We start from the raw sequence: 19,261 nt of genomic DNA, 5'->3' as shown, positions 1-19,261 counted from the left end.
ATTATCTTTACCCAGTTTGCACCTCGGGGCTACCCCCGTTAAAATCGCCCTATCCCTTGAATGACGAGCAACCTACCGTGAGCAATACCCCCATCCAAACCGCAGCACTAAGCTGGAATGAACAAGGTACACCTGTTTCGAAACAGTTTGATGACGTCTATTTTTCCAACCAGGATGGGCTGGAGGAAACCCGCTACGTCTTTCTGGGGGGCAACCGGTTGCCGCAACGCTTCAGCGACCACCCACGCCCACTGTTTATTGTGGCAGAAACCGGCTTCGGTACCGGACTGAATTTTCTGACCCTGTGGCAGGCCTTTGCCTGTTTTCGGCAGGCGACACCGGCGGCGAGTTTGCAGCGTCTGCATTTTATCAGCTTTGAGAAATACCCGTTGCAGCTGGACGATCTGGCGGCAGCCCATGCCCAATGGCCAGAACTGGCCCCCTTTGCCGATGAGCTTCGTACCCAGTGGCCTTTGCCGCTGCCAGGGTGCCACCGCCTGCTGCTTGCCGAAGGGCAGATCACGCTCGATTTATGGTTCGGTGACGTCAATACCCTGTTGCCACACTTTGACGCCAGCATGAACGATCAAATTGACGCCTGGTTCCTGGATGGCTTTGCGCCGTCCAAAAACCCCGATATGTGGAGCGAACCGCTGTTTGCCACCATGGCACGCTTTGCCCGCCCAGGCGGCAGCTTTGCCACCTTCACCGCCGCAGGATTTGTCCGTCGTGGCTTGCAGCAGGCCGGGTTTGAAGTCAGCAAATGCAAAGGCTTTGGCCAGAAACGCGAGATGCTCACCGGCCAACTCCCCGCCGGCACCCCGGCAAGCCTCAATCCAAGCCCGTGGTTCCTGCGCCCGGCAGCGGAGAATACCGACGATGTCGCCATTATTGGCGGCGGCGTAGCTAGTGCGCTCACCGCGTTGGCCTTATTGCGCCGTGGGGCCAGGGTTACCTTGTATTGCGCCGATGCACAGCCCGCAGAAGGCGCATCCGGCAATCGTCAGGGGGCGCTGTACCCATTACTGAATGGCCGGGGCGATGCGCTGGAAAACTTCTTCAGCGCCGCCTTCCCCTTTGCCCGCCGCCAGTATGACGCCCTGCTGCAACAGCAGGTTGAGTTCGATCACCAGTGGTGTGGAGTCAGCCAATTGGCCTATGACGAGAAAAGCGCGGGGAAGATCGCCAAAATCCTGGCCGTTGCCTGGCCACATACTCTGGCACAACAGGCCGATCGCGCTACGCTTAGCGCCCTGTGTGGGATCGATACGGGGTTTGGTGGCATTCACTATTCGCTCGGGGGCTGGCTGTGCCCTGCTGACCTGACGCGTGCCGCGATTGCCCAGGGCGAACGGCAGGGATTGGTTTGCCACTATCTGCATACGCTTTCCGATCTGAACCGCAATGATGAGGGTTGGCAGCTGCATTTTGCTGAGGGTGAAACTCACCAACATGCGACGGTGATCCTGGCTAACGGGCACCAAGTTACCGCTCTGGCACCTAGCGCCGCACTACCTGCATATGCGGTGCGCGGCCAGGTTTCACATATTCCCACCACCCCAATCTTAAGTGAGTTAAAGCAGGTGCTGTGTTACGACGGTTATCTGACGCCGGTGGATCCTGACAATCAGCAGCACTGCATTGGTGCCAGCTACCAGCGCGGTGAATCAAACACTGAATATAGCCAGGCAGAGCAAGAAGAGAACCGCGATCGTCTGCTGCGCTGTCTGCCAGAACAGAGTTGGCCGCAAGAGGTGGATATCAGCAGCCAGCAGGCACGCTGTGGCGTACGCAGCGCTACGCGAGACCACATGCCGATGGTTGGTGCCGTGCCAGACTGTCACGCCACTCTGGCGCTGTATGGCGATTTACAGCAGCAACGCCAGCGGGGCGAAGCGATTGCAGATGCGCCAATGTATCCGGGGTTGTTTATGATCGGAGCCTTGGGCTCACGCGGCCTGTGCTCGGCGCCGTTGGCCGCGGAGATTTTAGCGGCGCAGCTGTTTGGTGAACCCTTACCGGGGGATAGCGAGATGTTGGCTGCGTTAAATCCAAACCGCATGTGGGTCAGGAAACTGCTGAAAGGACGTGACCCCTCACCCCAACCCTCTCCCACAGGGAGAGGGAGCTGTTAGCCCCTGCTCTTTTGGAAGTAAAGAGGTCATTTCAGCAAACTGGAGCGTCCCTTCATTCAAGGTGCGTCACGAATTTTTCAGACCCGCTTGATCGGCCCCCACAGGGAAAGGGCGTTGATTCGGTGTCGTGTTCAGGTATAGAAGGTAATCTGGTAACAGGGGCGATATAGAGGTCGAATGCCGTAATTAAATCGTGGCACGATCGGTCCCCTCTCTCCCACAGGGAGAGGGAGCTGTTAGCCCCTGCTCTTTTGGAAGTAAAGAGGTCATTTCAGCAAACTGGATCGTCCCTTCATTCAAGGTGCGTCACGAATTTTTCAGACCCGCTTGATCGCTCCCCACAGGGAAAGGGCGTTGATTCTGTGTCGTGTTCAGGTATAGAAGGTAATCTGTAACAGGGGCGATATAGAGGTCGAATGCCGTAATTAAATCGTGGCACGATCGGTCCCCTCTCCCTGCGGGAGAGGGTTAGGGTGAGGGGTAGTTTTACTCAGTCGGCAACGCTGTCTGATACAGGTTTTCCCACATGCCCAGCACCAGCATCTGATCCGGCGGGGAAAGTTCCCCGGCCTTGATGGCCTTGTCCAGGCTGCTCTGCACCCGCACCTTGAGCTGCTCGGCGCTGTGTTCGGCATGTTCTTCCGATTCCGCCACCGCCAAAGTCAGATGACCACGCAGGTAGCCACCGGCAAACAGTTCATCATCGCTGGCGTGCTCTACCATGTCATCAATCAGCGCCAGAATGCGCGCTTCAAATTCTGCGATCATCAAATTTCCTCGTTAACAAACAGACTCTGGCCTCAGAGATCTTCCGGGTAGGGAAAATGCTCGGCCGCCAGCGGAGGCGTATTGTAAAACGATTGCAGCGCCTGAATAAAGCGCGCAGGTCGTGTGGGTATTCCCCGCTCCAGCAATTCCAGCACCCGGGTACGGACTTTACGCTGGAAACCAATGCGATCCGGCTCGCAATCTCCACTGAGATTGTCGCAGCTGACGTTGAACGGGAAACCGGCCGCCACGCAGAACATCCACTCCAGTGCCTGCGGGTTAATCTCGACCGCCTCGAATTCACTCTGTGTCTGGGCATCGCGCCCATCCGGGCAATACCAGTAACCGAAGTCCACCAGCTTGCGGCGTTCGGCACCGGCGATACACCAGTGCGAAATTTCATGCATGCCGCTGGCATAGTAACCGTGGGCAAAAACGATGCGGTTATAAGGCAGCTCATCATCGGCAGGCAAATAGATCGGCTCATCGTCGCCTTTAACCAGGCGGGTATTGAATTCATCGCTAAAGCACTGATTAAAGATTTCAATCAGTTGCGGATACTGGTGTGTGTTTGGCATAAAAAACTCAAATAACCACAAAATTAAGGAGGCCATTATAGCCGATATCTCTCGGCTTGCCGCCCCTTTGAAATGTTAAAAATGCAACGCCAGCCACTGCTGGATTTCCGCCCCGTGATTGTCGTACAGCAATTTGCAGCTCATGATCAAAGAAACCACCACAATCATTGGCCGGATCAGCTTCTGGCCCTTGGTCAGCACCATGTGTGCTCCAAGACGGGCACCGAACACCTGCCCTACCAGCATCACCAAGCCAATGCTCCAGATCACTTGGCCGCCGATAATAAACAGCACCAGACTGCCCAGATTGGAGGTAAAGTTCAACACCTTGGCATGGGCGGTCGCCTTGGCCAGGTTAAAACCGCACAGCGTCACAAAGGCCAGGGCATAGAACGAACCTGCACCGGGGCCAAAGAAACCGTCGTAGAACCCGACGCAGCCCCCGGCAACCAGGCCAAAGGGTAACGCCCCCAGCCGACGCTGGCGATCGCTTTCCCCCAGCCGTGGCGTCAGCAGGAAATAGACGCCGATGCCGATCACCAACAGTGGCAACATCTGGCGCAGTATATCGGCACGCATATGCTGCACCAGAACCGCCCCGATCACCGACCCCACCAGCGTCAGGAAGATGGTCAGCTTCTGGGTATTAAGATCGACAGCGCGACGGCGAACAAAGTACAGGCTGGCGGAAAACGATCCGCCAACCGACTGCAATTTATTGGTTGCCAGCGCCTGCGTGGGCGGTACGCCAACGGCCAGCAGCGCCGGTACGGTCAATAGCCCGCCACCACCGGCGATCGAATCGATAAACCCGGCGAACATAGCTACCAAAAACAGTATCCCGAGCAATTCGGGACCTAACACCAGCCCATCCATAAGTCGTCTGCCTGCAAAAGTGGAGCCACTTTGTTTGCCGCACACACTACGCCTTAAAACTCAAAAAATAAACGCCCCATTCGAGGCGTTTTTTCCAGGCTATCAGCGATTGGCGAAGTGGCTATCCAACAGCGCCTGACAGGTTGGCGGCGGTGGTGGCGGCTCCTTCTTGACCGGATTGGCGTTCGGCTGATGCGGTTTGAACCAGCTGGCCAACTCGGCACCACAGCCATCGCCCACCGGCGGCGCATCCTGATCCAGACACTCCAGGCTACCCGCTGGGCAACGCAAGCGTACGTGCATATGCGCACGATGCCCAAACCAAGGGCGGACCTTATGCAACCAAGCGCGATCGGCACCGGCATCCTGGCACAGACGCTGTTTGATCGCCGGGTTAACGAAGATCCTCGTCACCTCGCTGTCCTGCGCCGCCATCTTGATCAAGGATTCGATCTGCGGCTGCCATTGGCGATCCACTACCTGCTTACCGTCGCCAGAGACCAGATCGATCGGCTGCGGTTTCAACAGTTGCTGAGCGCTCCAACGTTGGCGTGGCAGCTGCAACCAGATGTCCACGTCCAAACCGGATTGGTGGCTGGCATGGCCGCTACTGAAGCGCCCACCGGCCGGCATGGCCATATCCCCGATCAACACCGTGCCCAATGCTTTCTGGTTGGCCTGGCTGCTCAGGCGTTGAATAAACGCCAGCAGGTCAGGATGGCCAAAGTAGCGCCGCTGGTCGGTACGCATCACCTGATAATCCGGTGAGTTCAGTGGCAACGGGTGCGCCCCGATGATACAACCGTTGGCAAAACCGCCAACGGCCTGCGCAGTGCCACTGACCGGGTGGTCAATCTTTTGCCACGGCGTTAACGCCAAGGCGGAGCTGGAAGCGATCAACGCAGCGAAGCCCAGCAGCCATTTCTTCATCGTAGTCCCTTACCAGCGTGGTACGTCGGAAATCACATCACCGTTTTGCGCACGCTGGCGCAGCAGGTGATCCATCAGCACGATCGCCATCATCGCTTCGGCGATCGGCACCGCACGGATCCCGACGCACGGATCGTGGCGGCCACGGGTGACCATTTCCACCGCTTCACCCTGACGGTTGATCGTACGGCCCGGCACCATGATGCTGGAGGTCGGCTTCAGCGCCAGATGGGCAATCACCGGCTGGCCGCTGCTGATACCACCAAGAATGCCGCCAGCGTGGTTGCTCTGGAATCCTTCAGGGGTAATTTCATCACGGTTTTCACTGCCACGCTTGGTGACTACGGCAAAACCGTCGCCGATTTCTACACCTTTGACCGCATTGATGCTCATCAGCGCATGCGCCAAGTCGGCATCAAGACGATCAAACACCGGCTCGCCCAACCCAACCGGGACGTTTTCCGCCACTACGGTCACTTTGGCACCGATGGAGTCGCCCTCTTTTTTCAGCGCGCGCATCAGTTCGTCCAAAGCCTCCAGTTTGTCCGGATCCGGGCAGAAGAACGGGTTCTGTTCAACCTGATCCCAATCTTTCAGCTCGCAGCTCACATCGCCAATCTGCGCCAGATAACCGCGCACCTGTACGCCAAACTTCTGCGCCAGATATTTTTTGGCGATGGCACCGGCGGCAACGCGCATCGCGGTTTCACGCGCCGAAGAACGACCACCACCGCGATAATCACGCACGCCGTATTTCTGTTCGTAGGTGTAATCGGCATGGCCAGGGCGGAACACATCTTTGATCGCGCCGTAGTCTTGCGAGCGCTGATCGGTGTTTTCGATCATCAGGCCGATGCTGGTGCCGGTAGTGACACCTTCGAATACCCCAGAGAGAATACGCACCTGATCCGGCTCGCGGCGCTGGGTGGTATAGCGCGAAGTGCCGGGGCGGCGGCGATCGAGATCGTGCTGCAAATCAGCTTCTGTCAGCGGAATGCCGGGCGGCACACCGTCTACGATACATCCCAGCGCCACACCATGAGATTCACCAAATGTGGTGACGCGGAAAAACTGCCCAATACTGTTCCCTGCCATCACGGCTCCTTACCGTTGGTTGTCATCCCGTTCAGCGTAAAAACGGGGCACACAGGCCCGCACTATGGCGGGCCCAGGTCGTTGGTTAGCTGCGGTAGAGGCTGAAATGATCCTTGCAGTCAATCAGCTGCTGTTTCGTCAGCATGAATACGCCGTCCCCGCCGTTATCAAACTCCAGCCAGGTGAACGGAATATCCGGATATTGTTCCATCAGATGTACCATGCTGTTGCCCACTTCACAAATCAGCACGCCGTCGTCGCTCAGGAAGTCTGGTGCACAGGCCAGAATGCGGCGCACCAGCTTCAGGCCGTCGCTGCCTGCGGCCAGCCCCAGCTCCGGCTCGAAGCGGAACTCTTGCGGCAGGTCGGACATATCTTCCGCATCGACATAAGGCGGGTTGGTGACGATCAGATCGTATTGGATCGCGGGCACATCACGGAACAGATCGGAGCGGATCGGGATCACCTGATGTTCCACGCCGTGCGCCTGAATATTACGCTCGGTCACGGCCAGCACGTCGGTGGAGATATCTACCGCGTCCACTTCCGCTTCCGGGAAAGCATAGCCACAGGCGATAGCGATACAGCCACTGCCGGTACACATATCCAGGATATGGCGTGGCGGATGCGGGATCAGCGCGCTGAAGCGGTCGTTGATCAGTTCACCAATCGGTGAACGCGGTACCAGCACGCGCTCATCGACATAGAACTCCATGTCGCAGAACCAGGCTTTATTGGTCAGGTAAGCAACCGGGATGCGCTCGTTGACACGGCGGATCACTCGCTCAACGATGCGATGACGCTCGCTGGAGGTCAAACGCGCAGTGCGCATATCTTCAGGAATATCCAACGGCAGGAACAGGCTGGGCAAAACCAATTGCACGGCTTCGTCCCACGGGTTATCGGTTCCGTGGCCATAGTAGATATTGGCGGCGTTGAAACGGCTTACGGCCCAGCGCAGCATATCCTGAATGGTGTGCAGTTCATTCACTGCTTCTTCGACGAAAATTTTGTCCAATTTGCCCTCCGGCAGGCACGATGATTCATGATTTAGCCCCGTAGTTTGCCATGAAGCCTGCGACAAATCAGCAGCAATAGCAGCGTAGCAGCATTCTGGTTGGCATTCAGTGCCAGTTTTGCGTCGACAGAAACCTTCGAGCAGGTAAACTAGCGCGATAAATGATAGGCGACGAGCGAATAATGAAGAATAAGCCCCCTCTGAGCAAAGATGAATTATTGCTCTTTAGAGAGTCGGTAGCTGGAGCAAAGAAGCTACAGCAGGACACTATCGTCCACCCAAAACCTAAAATGAAAACCAAGCAGATCGCGCCTCAGCGCCTGTTGCAAGAGCAAGTGGATGCCAGCTTTTACTTTTCCGATGAGTTTCAGCCGCAGTTGGAGGATGAAGGCCCAACGCGCTATGTGCGTCCCGGCTACAGCCACTATGAGTTGAAGAAACTGCGCCGCGGGGATTACGTGCCGGATCTGTTCCTGGATTTGCATGGCTTGACACAGATGCAGGCCAAGCAGGAACTCGGGGCGATGATCGCCGCCTGCAAGCGTGAGCACGTGCATTGTGCCTGCGTGATGCACGGCCACGGCAAACACATCCTCAAGCAGCAAACACCGCTTTGGTTAGCGCAACACCCGGACGTGCTGGCGTTCCACCAGGCTCCCAAAGAATGGGGTGGTAGCGCAGCAATACTGCTGTTGATCGAACTGGCAGAATAGCGATATAGAATGGCACTTAGCGGTGCCAAATAATCCGCAGTGACGGTTCCAAGAAGGGGCCATGAGTTGAGAACAACCTTGACGAAATAGCCCCTACCCATCCTGGCAAAAACTTAAGCTCTCCCCCCCCAGTATCATACCCACTTAAATACACCAAGCGCTTTTAAGCTGGAATTTCAAATAAAGACTTTTATTTAAAATCCATTTGCAACAAAAACCATTGATATGACTTAGAAAATAACAAGAATAATCCTGTATTAACACTCAAAAGTAGACAGGGAGAATATTGTAAGTAGAATGCGGGAAGCTCGAGTTGAGATTGGCAATATCCACTTGGAAGGTCGTCATCATACAGCGCATAAGCCAACTGCCGTGTGGCTCTGGATGCGGTAGAAGTAAACAATAACTACGCTACCATCAACACCCATGATGACGTCGTTATTAATGTATCGTATGCGTTGGATAATACCCAGGATGCTATTATGGCCAGGGAAACATCGACCTTTAAGAGTAAAACCATTAATAACAACTCAGGTAACATCATGGCTCAGGATGCATTGGATATCAATGCTTCTCATCGAGTGAATTATAGCTATAACAACCCTACTAACGAATACGGCGTATTCAGCGGTGGTGGCACGAATCTAAACCTGAGTTCCACACTCAATAATGACCACAGTAGAATTGTTTCCAGCGGCAATATCAACATTACTCCTGGTTACTGGCATAGCCAATAAATTCGGGCATATTGAAAGTGCTGAAAACACCACGATAGCTGCGACCATTATTGGTAATCAGAACGGTAATGTCATTGTCGGTGAACATGCAGTGATTAATGCATCGCGTTCAGATAATGGTTTATCGATTCGCACCGCAAAATATTGAGGCGGGTGATAGGCAATAAATAGGCTGATGGCCTCTCAAAAAGGCCATCAACTGCCTTTCATTTCCTACCGACTATTCACGCAGCACCTGACTAAAGAAAAATCATATTAATAAGGAAGTTAACATGCGTTTTCGTTTTCCCAATGCTTGGCTATTGCTTATTCTCACCCCACTGGTTCAGGCAGCTGAAAATGGCCAATTTATTGAGCAGCAAATGAGCCACCAGCAGGAGCAGGAAAAAGCACGCTATAACCAATTGGAAACCGTAGGTAAAGACGTGCGCTCCGCGGGTAACGATGGACCAAGCACCCACATTGACTTTCCCGAAGAACAGCCCTGCTTCACCATACAACGGGTTGAACTGAATAAGGGCGACAAGATCCCTCATTGGTTACCATTACGCAAACTGACAGACCAGGCGCAAGGGCGTTGCCTGGGGATCCAAGGAGTCAAAACGCTTGCGACCGCCCTACAAAATAACCTGATTAGACATGGCTATATCACTACCAGGGTAATGATCCCTCAGCAAAATTTGTCCGAAGGGCTACTCACTCTGGATATCCTGCCCGGCACCATTGGCAACGTCAGGCTAACCGATGACAGCGATAAGTACGTCAACTTGCACACCACCTTCCCTGGCAGCCAAGGGGATCTGCTGGATCTGCGTGCTATTGAACAAGGGTTGGAAAACATGCAGCGCATTCCTGATGTCGTTGCCAATATTTCACTCCACCCAGGCAGTAAGGAGGGTGAATCCGACCTGGAAATAACGCGTGAACAACCCTCATTCTGGCGTTTGGGCGGTTGGCTGGATGATTCAGGCAGTAAACAAACCGGGCGTTATCAAAGCGGCCTGGCTTTATATATTGATAACCCGACCTCGATGAACGATCTGTTCTACGTTTCTGCAGGCCGTGATTTGCAGTTCCAATCGACCCGTCATTCTAATAACGGCTCTTTGTACTACTCGGTGCCCTACGGCTTCTGGTCATTGGATTTATATGCTAGCCGCAGCGAATATTTACAAAATATCCATGGTATCTATACCGATTTTTCCTACCGAGGCAAGTATCGCAACCTTAGTTTAAAAGTAAATCGCCTCTTGTATCGCAATGCGAGCCAAAAAAACACGCTCAGTTTTCAAGTACTCAAGCGTAACTCGCATTTTTATCTGAACGATACGGAACTGCAGTTACAAAAGCGTAATATGACCAACTGGAGCATTGAGTTCAATCACCGCCACTACGTCGGCCAGTCTATTGTCGATGCCATGTTGAGCTACCAGCGTGATACCGCCTGGCTTGGTGCCGAAAGACCGGTAGACAGCGCTCCATCAAGCCGCATCGTCAACCTGGATATCAGTACCTATACGCCATTTACCGTGCAAGATCTCTCAATGAGTTATCAATCCCGCTTTCGCCAGCAATATAGTCCGGACCGACTGACCACCCAGGATCAATTCAGTATCGGCAACCGCTGGAGCGTACGTGGCTTTGACGGTGAAATGAATATGATGGCCAACAAGGGCTACTTCCTGCGCAATGACCTGAACCTAAACCTGCCAAAACTGGGGCAGCAATTATACCTGGGTATGGATTATGGCCAGGTGAAAGGAGACAGTAGCAACGATTTTGCCAATGGTCACCTGCTCGGTAGCGTTGCCGGTATTCGAGGGAGGGTAAAAGCGGTCGGTTATGACGCCTTCGTTGGGGTGCCGCTGTCCAAGCCCGATAATTTTACCACCAGCCCGGTCAATCTCGGCTTTACGTTACAGTGGCAATTTTGATGACGCTAATGACAAAGGGCGATGTTTATCATCGCCCTTTGATGGTGAGAACCCTGAGCTCAGACCTTGGCCATCACCTGTGATGGGCTGACCTGCCATTCAAACTTGCCGATGCTGCCATCCTCGGACAGATCGACATTAGCGATGGCGGAGGTAGCAAACATTGGCGGGCATTCCCCAGGGCACAGCTCGGCCACCAGATAACCCACCAGCGGTAGATGGGAAACCACTAACACCGCACCTACGCCCTCTTTCGCCAGCGCCTGCAGATAGCAGCTCACCAGCCCAGCATCGCCCCCTGGAGTCAGCTCCGGCAGCACTTCTTCACCTTCCGGCAGCGTTAACGCTTCGCGTACCGTTTCCAGCGTCTGCTCGGCCCGCAAATAGGGGCTGACCAGCACTCGTTCAATATCCACAGACTTGGTGTTCAACCAGGCCGCCATCTGACGTGACTCATCACGGCCACAAACGGTAAGAGGTCTTACCGAATCGCTGGCTGCATCAAGTGCCGCCTCTCCGTGACGCATAATCAAAACTTGCATATTGCACCGCTGTTGTTGACAAAATAACGCTATACAGAAACGCCGAGCGTGCTGTATTGCCGAGTTGCACTCAAGAACACAGGCCAGCTTCAAACGATAACGCGCCGTCTCTCTATGGCGGCCGGGCATTTTGCCTGAAAGTTCGCGTAAAGAAAACGCTGTTTTTTACAACATTTGCGCCTTTACACTCATTCATCGCTGACATAACAACCAATTCAACGGGTTAAATTTTAACCTTGTTGCTATGAAATTTTTGGTAGCGCTGAGTTGGTCACCAACCAAAACGCTACGTTACCCCTCCCCAATCTCCCTGTACAGCCTCCGGGATTGTCCTAATTGCAAGGAGTGATGGCGATCACAGTGCGGCCCTGATCAAACTGTAGCGCAAACCGGGCCGCTATGCTGATTAACTGCCTTGCGGGTAGAAGCGTTCCCCCTGCTCAGCCATGCGCTGCAGGCGATCACAAGGAGCAAAATATTCACCGTATTGCTGTTGCAGATAGCGCAGGGTTTTTACCACTTTCTCCGCGCCTAGCTCATCCATATAGCGGAACGGGCCGCCAAGGAACGGCGGGAAGCCAATGCCAAACACCGCACCGATATCGCCGTCGCGTGCGCTGCGGATCACGCCCTCATCCAGGCAACGCGCCGCCTCGTTGAGCATCATCATCACACAGCGTTGGGCGATCTCCGCATGCTGAATATGCGCCTTGGCGGTGATACCCAGCAGTGGATAGATGCTGCTGTCTGCGCTCTTGCGCTTCTGGCGTGACCTGCTGCCCTCGGCCGGGTACAGATAAAAACCACGGCCATTCTTGCGCCCTTTGCGACCGTCTTTCAGCACCGCGTCGAACGCCGCAGGAGCGGCAAAGCGTGGCCCCAGTTCCGCCGTCAGGATCGGGATAATCTTGGTGCCGACGTCGATACCCACTTCATCCAACAGCATGATGGGGCCCACCGGGAAGCCAAAATCGACCAAAGCCTTATCCACCGATTCGATCGGCTCGCCTGCCAGCAGACAGCGCGCCGCCTCATTAATATAAGGGGCAAGAATACGGTTGACGTAAAAACCAGCACGATCGGCGACCACTATTGCCGTTTTCCCCTGCCTGTGGGCCAAAGCAACGGTGGTGGCAATGGTTTGTTCGCTGGTCGTGGCATGCGGGATCACTTCCACCAACGGCATTTTATCCACCGGGCTAAAGTAGTGCAGACCAATAACCTGCTGCGGCCTGGCCGCCTGCGCCGCGATTTGGCCGATCGGCAATGATGAGGTGTTGGAAGCAAATACGGTATGCGGCGCGGCATAACGTTCAATATCGGCCACCATCTGCTGCTTGAGCGCGATATCTTCAAATACCGCCTCCACCACAATGTCGACCCGTTCAAAACCGCTGTAATCGGTGCTGCCGGAAATCAACATCATCTGTTTCTGACGCTCTGCCGGACGCATGCGTTTGCTACGTACCCGCTTTCCCAGCAGATCCCAGGTGTATTTCAACGCATGGTTGATCCCCTGCTCATTCACGTCTTTAATGCGCACCGGTAGTCCACCTCGAGTCGCCGTGACGCAGGCGATACCGCCGCCCATCAGACCGCCGCCAAGTACGCCGACACGCTGTAATTCATGGGGTTGAGCATCCCCGCCGCGCTCTTTTTTCAGCGCCGTAGAGGCAAAGAACAGGCTGCGTAATGCGGCAGACTGTGGCGACATCGCCAGCTCACCAAAGGCGCGGGCCTCCGCTTCATAGCCGCTGGCACTACCCTGGTCCAGACCGGTGCGCACCACTTGAATAATACGCTCCGCTGCCGGGTAGTTACCGTGGGTTTTCTCCAGGGTCTTCTTACGCACGATGCTGAACAGCAGGCTTCTGCCCAACGGACCGTTCAGCAGGCGCTCCTGCCACGGTAACGCACGACGCGACTTCCAACCCTGTTTTACACGCTCAATAGCGGTCTGCAGCAAAATGGATTGCGGTACGGCCTCGTCCACCAGGCCCATACGTAGTGCCTGACGCGCGCGAACGTGTCTGCCCGTCAGCATTATATCCAACGCTTTGCTGGCACCAATCAGGCGGGGTAAGCGCTGGGTGCCACCAGAGCCAGGCAGCAAGCCCAACTGTACTTCCGGCAGGCCGAGCGCCGTTTTGTCATCCAGTGAGCAGACGCGGCTATGGCAGGCCAAAGCCAACTCCAGCCCGCCCCCAAGGCAAGCACCGTGAATGGCGGCAACCACCGGCACCGGGAACGCGGCAATCTGTGCCAGCGTGCTCTGCCCCTTCTTCGCCAGCGTTTGTGCCTCTTGGGCCGTATGGCACGCGGCAATCATGGTGATATCAGCACCGGCAATAAAGGAATCTGGCTTGCCGGACAGGATCACCAAGCCTTCCAGGGTGGCAAGCTGCTGTGCCTTGAGCAGCACGTCGTTGATCTGCTCAACAAACTCCGCCTTCAGCGTATTGACCTTCTCCCCCGGCACATCGATGGTGATCACGCCAATATTGTCCGGGCGCAAGGTCAGATGAAATGCCGAAGGCTTGGCACGCTGTTCGTGCAATGCGTTTTCGAAACTCATTTGTCCACCTCCACGATCATCGCCGCACCTAATCCCCCAGCCGCACAAGCGGTGGCCAGCCCCAGACCGCCACCGCGCCGTTTAAGCTCGTGCAGCGTCTGGGTGATCATGCGTGCGCCAGTAGCGGCAAACGGGTGACCATAGGCGATGGAGCCACCCAACACGTTGAATTTTTCCATATCCACCTCACCGATCGCCTGCTCACGCCCCAGCTTCTGTTGGGCAAACTCGGTGCTGGCGAACATTTTCAGGTTGGCCAGCGTTTGCGCCGCAAAGGCTTCGTGCATATCGATCAGGGTCAGGTCGGCCAGGGTAATACCGGCACGATCCAGCGCCAACGGGGTGGCATAGGAAGGGCCGAGCAACATATCCTCCCAGACATCAATGGCGGCAAAGGCGAAGCTGCGAAGGTAGCCTAGAGGCTCCAGGCCAAGTTCTTTCGCACGGGACTCGCTCATCATCAGCACCGCTGCCGCACCATCGGTCAGTGGCGTACTGTTGGCGGCCGTGACGGTACCGTGGCGGCGATCGAATGCCGGTTTCAAGCGAGCATAAGACTCCAGGCTGGAATCTTTACGGACGTTGTTATCTTCGGCCAGCGGGGTTTTATACGGTGGCACATAGGCGGTCATCACTTCATCGCGCAACAGCCCCTGCTGCCAGGCTTTGGCAGCCAGTTGATGCGAGCGGTGTGCCAAAGCATCCTGCTGCTCGCGAGTAATGCCGTGGGTTTTCGCCATTTGCTCGGCGGTATCCCCCATGCGCAGGCCGGTAGAGTATTCCGCTACGGCGGGCGGCACCGGTATCAGATCGCGGAACTTAAGCTTACTGAACAGCTTCAGGCGCTGTGACAGCGTGCGGGCCTTGTTGACGTCCACCAAGGTACGAGCCAGCGCCTTGCTAACGCCAATCGGCAGCACGGAGGAAGAATCCGCCCCACCGGCAATGCCGATACGGATACTGCCGGCCATGATACTTTCCGCCACGTTGGCAATCGCCTGGAAGCTGGTGGCACAGGCACGTGAAACGCTATAGGCATCGGTGTGCACGCTCATGCCGGTGCCAAGCACAATTTCCCGCGCAATGTTCGGCGCTTCAGGCATTTGCACCACCTGGCCAAATACCAGTTGCTCAATCAGGGCGGGATCGATGCCGCTACGCGCCAGCAGCTCGCTCACCGCAGTCTTGCCAAGATCGACCGCAGGTATACCGTGATAAGCGGTAGCCTGCTTGGCGAAAGGGGTACGCAGCCCTTGAACAATGGCGATACGGTCGCCGAGACGGGTAACCAGCGGCAATGCCTTACTCATAAACGCTCCTGAAGAGTAGCCGTCAACACAACGGACAAAAAGAGGTCTGACCTGATGAGATCATTGTTAACTAAATGTTTACATTTGGCAAACCGGCAGAAGTGAAAACTGAGAGCGGGAGCAACTTTCTGGTAGGGGGTAAAGCGGTGCGGATACCAGCAGGGGCGCATATTACGCCCCTACGGGATCGGGTCAGGATTAACGCAGGCCGAGCTGGAAGATCATGGTTTCTGCCTGGCAGGAGAAGGTGAAATCCACATCCAGTTGCACGCCGCCGTCAACCGGTTTAATGCTACTGCTGATGTCACAAGGATCGGACTCCACGCCGCGCGCCTTTTCAGTCAGTGCTGCCAGGGTTTGCTCTGCATCTTGCTGATTGGCAAACACTCGGCTGTAGGAAGCGGTGCAATCGGTGTTATCCATCACGGTTCCGACATCGACACAGCAGCAGGCCGCAGTTTCCTGAGCGTTACATTTATTGATTGCATCTGACATAGTTGAAATCTCCTCACGGGCCGCGGTTAAGCTCGCCCAAATAGCCATTTATGATCTGGCGCAAATAAACAAAATTCTGTGCTTATTTTACTCCTCGGGCTTGCCAATCACTAGCCTTACTTTTTGTAAGCATTTTAAGTGACGGAAATCACATAACTAAATCGCCCTGCGGTAAAAAAATATAAGAGTTTTGTTATGTACCGGTCATTTTTTGTTACGTAGATCTCTTTTCTGATATCAACTTGGAAATAATTCAAAAACAAAGTTGCAACATCTTAACAGGTCGGACCTATAATTCAGCCACTGGTCTGATTTGTCAGATTGATAACGGACCCTACAATCGCGCGCTCCATGTTACTTTGTGTAACATTGTTTAAATAATAAACACATAAAATGAGGTTTTGGTCATGAGCCAGAAAAACCTATTCACTAAATCAGCTCTCGCAGCTGCAGTGGCAATTATTTCTTCGAACGTGTATGCCGCAGGATTCCAGCTGAACGAGTTTTCGGCAGTTGGTTTAGGGCGAGCCTATTCTGGCGAAGGCGCAGTGGCGGATACCGCAGCCTCGGCAAGTCGTAACCCGGCGACCATGATGATGTTTGACCGCCCCTCGTTCTCCACAGGTGTGGTATTTATCGATCCTGATGTAGACATCTCAGGCACCTCCCCTTCAGGCCAGAGCCTGGACGCGAAGAATATCGCGCCAACCGCCTGGGTACCGGATCTGCACTATATCCAACCACTGAACGAACAGTGGGCTATCGGTGGCTCCGTAACCAGCAACTATGGCCTGGCTACCGAATTTAATGACAGCTACACCGCTGGCCCTTACGCCGGGAAAACCGACCTCACCACCATTAACCTGAACCTCAGCGCTGCTTACCGTTTGAATAAACATTTCAGCTTCGGTTTAGGTTTTGACGCGGTCAACGCTGATGCCAAACTTGAGCGTTATGCCGGTGAAAGTGGTAAACGCTTGGGGCTTCCAGCCGATACACAAATTTCCAAGCTGGATGGAAACGAGTGGGGCTACGGCTGGAATGCCGGTATTCTGTACGAAGTGGATGAGAACAACCGCTACGGTTTTACTTATCGCTCAAAAGTGAAAATCAAGTTCGATGGCGATTATAGCAGCCAACTGCCTTCGGCCCTGAACCCAATGCAGCCCATTACAGGTTTACCATGGGGTACTAACGGCAACACGATCCCAGGCTCTCTGGATCTCAACTTGCCAGAAATGTGGGAAATCTCAGGGTATAACAAAGTGGCGCCTCAGTGGGCTGTCCACTACAGCATGACTTATACCAGTTGGAGCCAGTTCCAGGAGTTGAGAGCGACGGGCAACAATGGTCAAGAGCTGTTCCAGAAGCATGAAGGCTTCCGTGATGCTTACCGTATCGCGTTAGGTACCACTTACTTCTACGACGATAACTGGACCTTCCGTGGCGGTATCGCCTTCGATGACAGCCCGGTACCGGCACAAAATCGTTCCATCTCGATCCCGGATCAGGACCGTACATGGTTGAGCGCCGGGGCGAGCTACGCCTTCAACAAAGATGCCTCCGTTGACGTCGGTATTTCGTATATGCATGGTCAACGAGTGACGATTAATGAAGGCCCATACACCTTCCGCTCCGAAGGTAAAGCCTGGTTGTACGGTGCTGGCTTCAACTACCGTTTCTAATCTGTCTTCCTAAACAGAGACGTAAAAACGGCGGGATTATCCCGCCGTTTGTTTTTCTGTTAATCCCCTGACCAGCCGTAACTCAGGACAAGCTTACTGTCGTAATGCTGTGCTCATCGGACGGTATACAGGACTCCACTTTTTGTTCCGCTATTTCTTCCTGCACCCGTGGAGCTTCAGGCTGAACCGCTGGGGCTTCGGGCTGTGCCTGCGGTAAAGCCGCGGTCAACGCCTGCAATGAACCGCCGCTGATACCGATTTCCTGTAGCAGGGAGTCGATAACCGGGGCGTGCGTGCGATAGGCGAGAGCGGCAGACATCGCCTGCTCGGCCAGGTTGCCACCACCGACCGAAGCCGCCGTAGCACCTGCGGCACCGCCAGAACGGTTCAACCCATCAACCTGCAGGATCTTGATGCCGTCGATGGCCTTCATCGGCTCAACGGACTTCTCAATGATCGCTGGCAGTGCTTGCAACAGCGCCAGTTTGAACTTCAGGCTGGTCTGATCGCTGGAAAGCATGTTGACCGCTTCGTTCAAGGCACGCTGGGTTTCCGCCTCTGCCAAGCCTTTCTTACGCGCGGCTTCGGCCAGTTCGATGATGGCAGCGGCCTGCAGTTCAGCGGCCTCTTTCTCCGCACGGGCTTTCAGCGTCAGTTGCATCGCTTCGGTTTCCGCCCCTTGACGGGCTTCGATCAGGGCGACCTGTTTGGCACGATCGGCTTCGGCGGTTTGGCGCGTGGTTTCCACGTTTTGCTCCGCTTTCACCGCTTCGGTCAACGCGTCATTGGCACGCGCCTGGGCCTGGGACTGCTGCTCAGACTTGGCAGCAATGGCGATGGCCTTATCCTGTTCGGCGATTTCCGTCACTTTTTTCTGCTCGATGGCGGCCATTTCGGTGACTTTGCTCTGCTCAATCTCTTTGACGCGGATTTCACGGTCCGCCTCTACCTTACGGGTACGTACCGCCTGCTCGCGCTCGATTTCCGACTCCTGGATCTGGCGATCGGCGGAAATGCGGCTCTGTTCGGCCTCGCGGCGGCGTTCTGCTTCGAAGGTGGCGATCCGTGAGCTTTGCTCGGCGCTGCGGGTTTTGACCTGCTGCTCCTGCTCAAGCGACATGAAGGCTTCCTGCTGCTCGATCTCCAGCTTGCGCGCCATGGCATCGCGGTTTTTTTCGCGTACCGCGACCTCCACATCCTGCTCTACTTCGTTACGTTCGCGGCGACGGCGTTCGGTTTCCTGCGTCAGCTTGGTCAGACCTTCAGCATCAAAGGCGTTGTTAGGATCGAAATACTCTTTCGAGGTCTGGTTAAAGTTGGTCAGCGATACGCTTTCCAGTTCCAGACCGTTTTTCGCCAGATCCTCAGATACCGTGCTCTGCACACCCTGCACGAAATTTTCGCGCGTATCTTGCAGGTCTTGCATGGTCATCTGCGCTGCGGTGGAACGTAAGGCATCGACAAACTTGTCTTCCACCAGTTGGCGCAGATCTTCCGGTGACAGCGTACGCTGGCCCAAGGTCTGCGCTGCGGTGGAGATCCCTTCAATGGTCGGTTGCACTCGGACGAAAAATGCCACCACCACGTCCACGCGCATTCTGTCCTTGGTGATCAGGCTGTCGTGCATGGCACGGCTGACTTCCAGCTTCAGGGTCTTCATGTTGATTTCAACAATCTCATGAAACACCGGCAGGGAGATGGCACCACCGCTCAGCACCACCTTGAGCCCGCCCAGACCGGTACGTACCAGCGACTGTTCCGCCGAAGCGCGGCGATACAGTCGTGAAAAAATCAGTCCGATAATCAGCAGGACAACAAAGATGCCACCCGCAATCGACCCCCAAAACGTAAGACCATCACTAATTATCAC

The 19,261-nt window shown here is 55.0% G+C and carries 16 protein-coding genes; 5 read left to right on the top strand and 11 right to left on the bottom strand.

All coding sequences use genetic code 11. The features are described from left to right. The first annotated feature begins 77 nt into the window (after positions 1-77). Positions 78-2,135, top strand: a complete 2,058-nt coding sequence (mnmC, locus tag ABIE29_RS19125) for a bifunctional tRNA (5-methylaminomethyl-2-thiouridine)(34)-methyltransferase MnmD/FAD-dependent 5-carboxymethylaminomethyl-2-thiouridine(34) oxidoreductase MnmC (RefSeq protein WP_429620317.1) — start codon at positions 78-80, stop codon at positions 2,133-2,135. Between the two features lie 486 nt (positions 2,136-2,621). Here the strand turns inward: mnmC and ABIE29_RS19120 are convergent, their stop codons facing one another. The 6 genes from ABIE29_RS19120 to prmB all read right to left on the bottom strand — a co-directional run bounded on the left by ABIE29_RS19120 (position 2,622) and on the right by prmB (position 7,400). Next, positions 2,622-2,903 carry a YfcL family protein gene (locus ABIE29_RS19120; RefSeq protein WP_429620315.1) on the bottom strand — a complete coding sequence of 94 codons (282 nt, stop codon included), beginning with the start codon at positions 2,901-2,903 and terminating at the stop codon, positions 2,622-2,624. Positions 2,904-2,935: 32 nt separating this feature from the next. Further along, a complete protein-coding gene (locus ABIE29_RS19115) occupies positions 2,936-3,481 on the bottom strand; it encodes an elongation factor P hydroxylase (RefSeq protein WP_024529154.1) in 546 nt (181 codons plus the stop codon). Between the two features lie 75 nt (positions 3,482-3,556). Continuing rightward, on the bottom strand, positions 3,557-4,357 hold the full coding sequence (locus ABIE29_RS19110; protein WP_429620313.1) for a sulfite exporter TauE/SafE family protein: 801 nt from the start codon (positions 4,355-4,357) through the stop codon (positions 3,557-3,559). 102 nt (positions 4,358-4,459) lie between these two features. Continuing rightward, positions 4,460-5,287, bottom strand: a complete 828-nt coding sequence (mepA, locus tag ABIE29_RS19105; protein ID WP_429620311.1) for a penicillin-insensitive murein endopeptidase — start codon at positions 5,285-5,287, stop codon at positions 4,460-4,462. 9 nt (positions 5,288-5,296) lie between these two features. Further along, complete coding sequence (gene aroC / locus ABIE29_RS19100) at positions 5,297-6,382, bottom strand: chorismate synthase (RefSeq protein WP_021806057.1); 1,086 nt, start codon at positions 6,380-6,382, stop codon at positions 5,297-5,299. Between the two features lie 85 nt (positions 6,383-6,467). Beyond that, positions 6,468-7,400, bottom strand: coding sequence for a 50S ribosomal protein L3 N(5)-glutamine methyltransferase (gene prmB / locus ABIE29_RS19095; RefSeq protein ID WP_429620308.1), 933 nt, complete (start codon positions 7,398-7,400; stop codon positions 6,468-6,470). Between the two features lie 182 nt (positions 7,401-7,582). Here prmB and smrB point away from each other — a divergent pair, with 182 nt between their 5' ends. From smrB to ABIE29_RS19080, 3 genes are all read left to right on the top strand, one after another. Continuing rightward, the gene (gene smrB / locus ABIE29_RS19090; protein WP_429620306.1) at positions 7,583-8,113 is read left to right on the top strand and encodes an endonuclease SmrB; all 531 of its coding nucleotides are present in this window, start codon (positions 7,583-7,585) and stop codon (positions 8,111-8,113) included. 374 nt (positions 8,114-8,487) lie between these two features. Beyond that, a complete protein-coding gene (locus ABIE29_RS19085; RefSeq protein WP_429620304.1) occupies positions 8,488-8,850 on the top strand; it encodes a hypothetical protein in 363 nt (120 codons plus the stop codon). A gap of 272 nt (positions 8,851-9,122) precedes the next feature. Continuing rightward, on the top strand, positions 9,123-10,784 hold the full coding sequence (locus tag ABIE29_RS19080; protein ID WP_429620302.1) for a ShlB/FhaC/HecB family hemolysin secretion/activation protein: 1,662 nt from the start codon (positions 9,123-9,125) through the stop codon (positions 10,782-10,784). A 59-nt stretch (positions 10,785-10,843) separates the two neighbouring features. On the opposite strand, the gene sixA is transcribed toward ABIE29_RS19080, so the two are convergent. The 4 genes from sixA to ABIE29_RS19060 form a co-directional block, all read right to left on the bottom strand. Next, a complete protein-coding gene (sixA, locus tag ABIE29_RS19075; protein ID WP_429620300.1) occupies positions 10,844-11,326 on the bottom strand; it encodes a phosphohistidine phosphatase SixA in 483 nt (160 codons plus the stop codon). Between the two features lie 406 nt (positions 11,327-11,732). Further along, positions 11,733-13,901, bottom strand: a complete 2,169-nt coding sequence (fadJ, locus tag ABIE29_RS19070; protein ID WP_429620298.1) for a fatty acid oxidation complex subunit alpha FadJ — start codon at positions 13,899-13,901, stop codon at positions 11,733-11,735. Then, the gene (fadI, locus tag ABIE29_RS19065; protein ID WP_429620296.1) at positions 13,898-15,211 is read right to left on the bottom strand and encodes an acetyl-CoA C-acyltransferase FadI; all 1,314 of its coding nucleotides are present in this window, start codon (positions 15,209-15,211) and stop codon (positions 13,898-13,900) included. Before fadI ends, fadJ begins: the two co-directional genes overlap by 4 nt. Before the next feature lie 198 nt (positions 15,212-15,409). Beyond that, the gene (locus ABIE29_RS19060; protein WP_021806065.1) at positions 15,410-15,706 is read right to left on the bottom strand and encodes a YfcZ/YiiS family protein; all 297 of its coding nucleotides are present in this window, start codon (positions 15,704-15,706) and stop codon (positions 15,410-15,412) included. Positions 15,707-16,113: 407 nt separating this feature from the next. On the opposite strand from ABIE29_RS19060, the gene fadL reads away from it, so the two are divergent. Then, on the top strand, positions 16,114-17,391 hold the full coding sequence (gene fadL, locus ABIE29_RS19055) for a long-chain fatty acid transporter FadL (protein WP_429620294.1): 1,278 nt from the start codon (positions 16,114-16,116) through the stop codon (positions 17,389-17,391). Positions 17,392-17,473: 82 nt separating this feature from the next. Here the strand turns inward: fadL and ABIE29_RS19050 are convergent, their stop codons facing one another. Then, entirely contained in the window at positions 17,474-19,261 is a 1,788-nt protein-coding gene (locus ABIE29_RS19050) for a flotillin family protein (RefSeq protein ID WP_429620292.1), read from the bottom strand.

This window comes from Serratia sp. 2723 (assembly GCF_050434425.1).
GTDB lineage: Bacteria > Pseudomonadota > Gammaproteobacteria > Enterobacterales > Enterobacteriaceae > Chania.
This window is presented reverse-complemented; position numbering and strand designations above follow the sequence as displayed.

What these genes read in the sequence shown, in the direction of transcription:
- smrB (WP_429620306.1), top strand. Translation starts at nt 7,583, where the DNA reads ATGAAGAATAAGCCCCCTCTGAGCAAAGATGAATTATTGCTCTTTAGA.
- ABIE29_RS19120 (WP_429620315.1), bottom strand. Translation starts at nt 2,903, where the DNA reads ATGATCGCAGAATTTGAAGCGCGCATTCTGGCGCTGATTGATGACATG.
- fadJ (WP_429620298.1), bottom strand. Translation starts at nt 13,901, where the DNA reads ATGAGTTTCGAAAACGCATTGCACGAACAGCGTGCCAAGCCTTCGGCA.
- fadL (WP_429620294.1), top strand. Translation starts at nt 16,114, where the DNA reads ATGAGCCAGAAAAACCTATTCACTAAATCAGCTCTCGCAGCTGCAGTG.
- aroC (WP_021806057.1), bottom strand. Translation starts at nt 6,382, where the DNA reads ATGGCAGGGAACAGTATTGGGCAGTTTTTCCGCGTCACCACATTTGGT.
- ABIE29_RS19060 (WP_021806065.1), bottom strand. Translation starts at nt 15,706, where the DNA reads ATGTCAGATGCAATCAATAAATGTAACGCTCAGGAAACTGCGGCCTGC.
- mepA (WP_429620311.1), bottom strand. Translation starts at nt 5,287, where the DNA reads ATGAAGAAATGGCTGCTGGGCTTCGCTGCGTTGATCGCTTCCAGCTCC.
- ABIE29_RS19115 (WP_024529154.1), bottom strand. Translation starts at nt 3,481, where the DNA reads ATGCCAAACACACACCAGTATCCGCAACTGATTGAAATCTTTAATCAG.
- ABIE29_RS19080 (WP_429620302.1), top strand. Translation starts at nt 9,123, where the DNA reads ATGCGTTTTCGTTTTCCCAATGCTTGGCTATTGCTTATTCTCACCCCA.
- sixA (WP_429620300.1), bottom strand. Translation starts at nt 11,326, where the DNA reads ATGCAAGTTTTGATTATGCGTCACGGAGAGGCGGCACTTGATGCAGCC.
- ABIE29_RS19110 (WP_429620313.1), bottom strand. Translation starts at nt 4,357, where the DNA reads ATGGATGGGCTGGTGTTAGGTCCCGAATTGCTCGGGATACTGTTTTTG.
- fadI (WP_429620296.1), bottom strand. Translation starts at nt 15,211, where the DNA reads ATGAGTAAGGCATTGCCGCTGGTTACCCGTCTCGGCGACCGTATCGCC.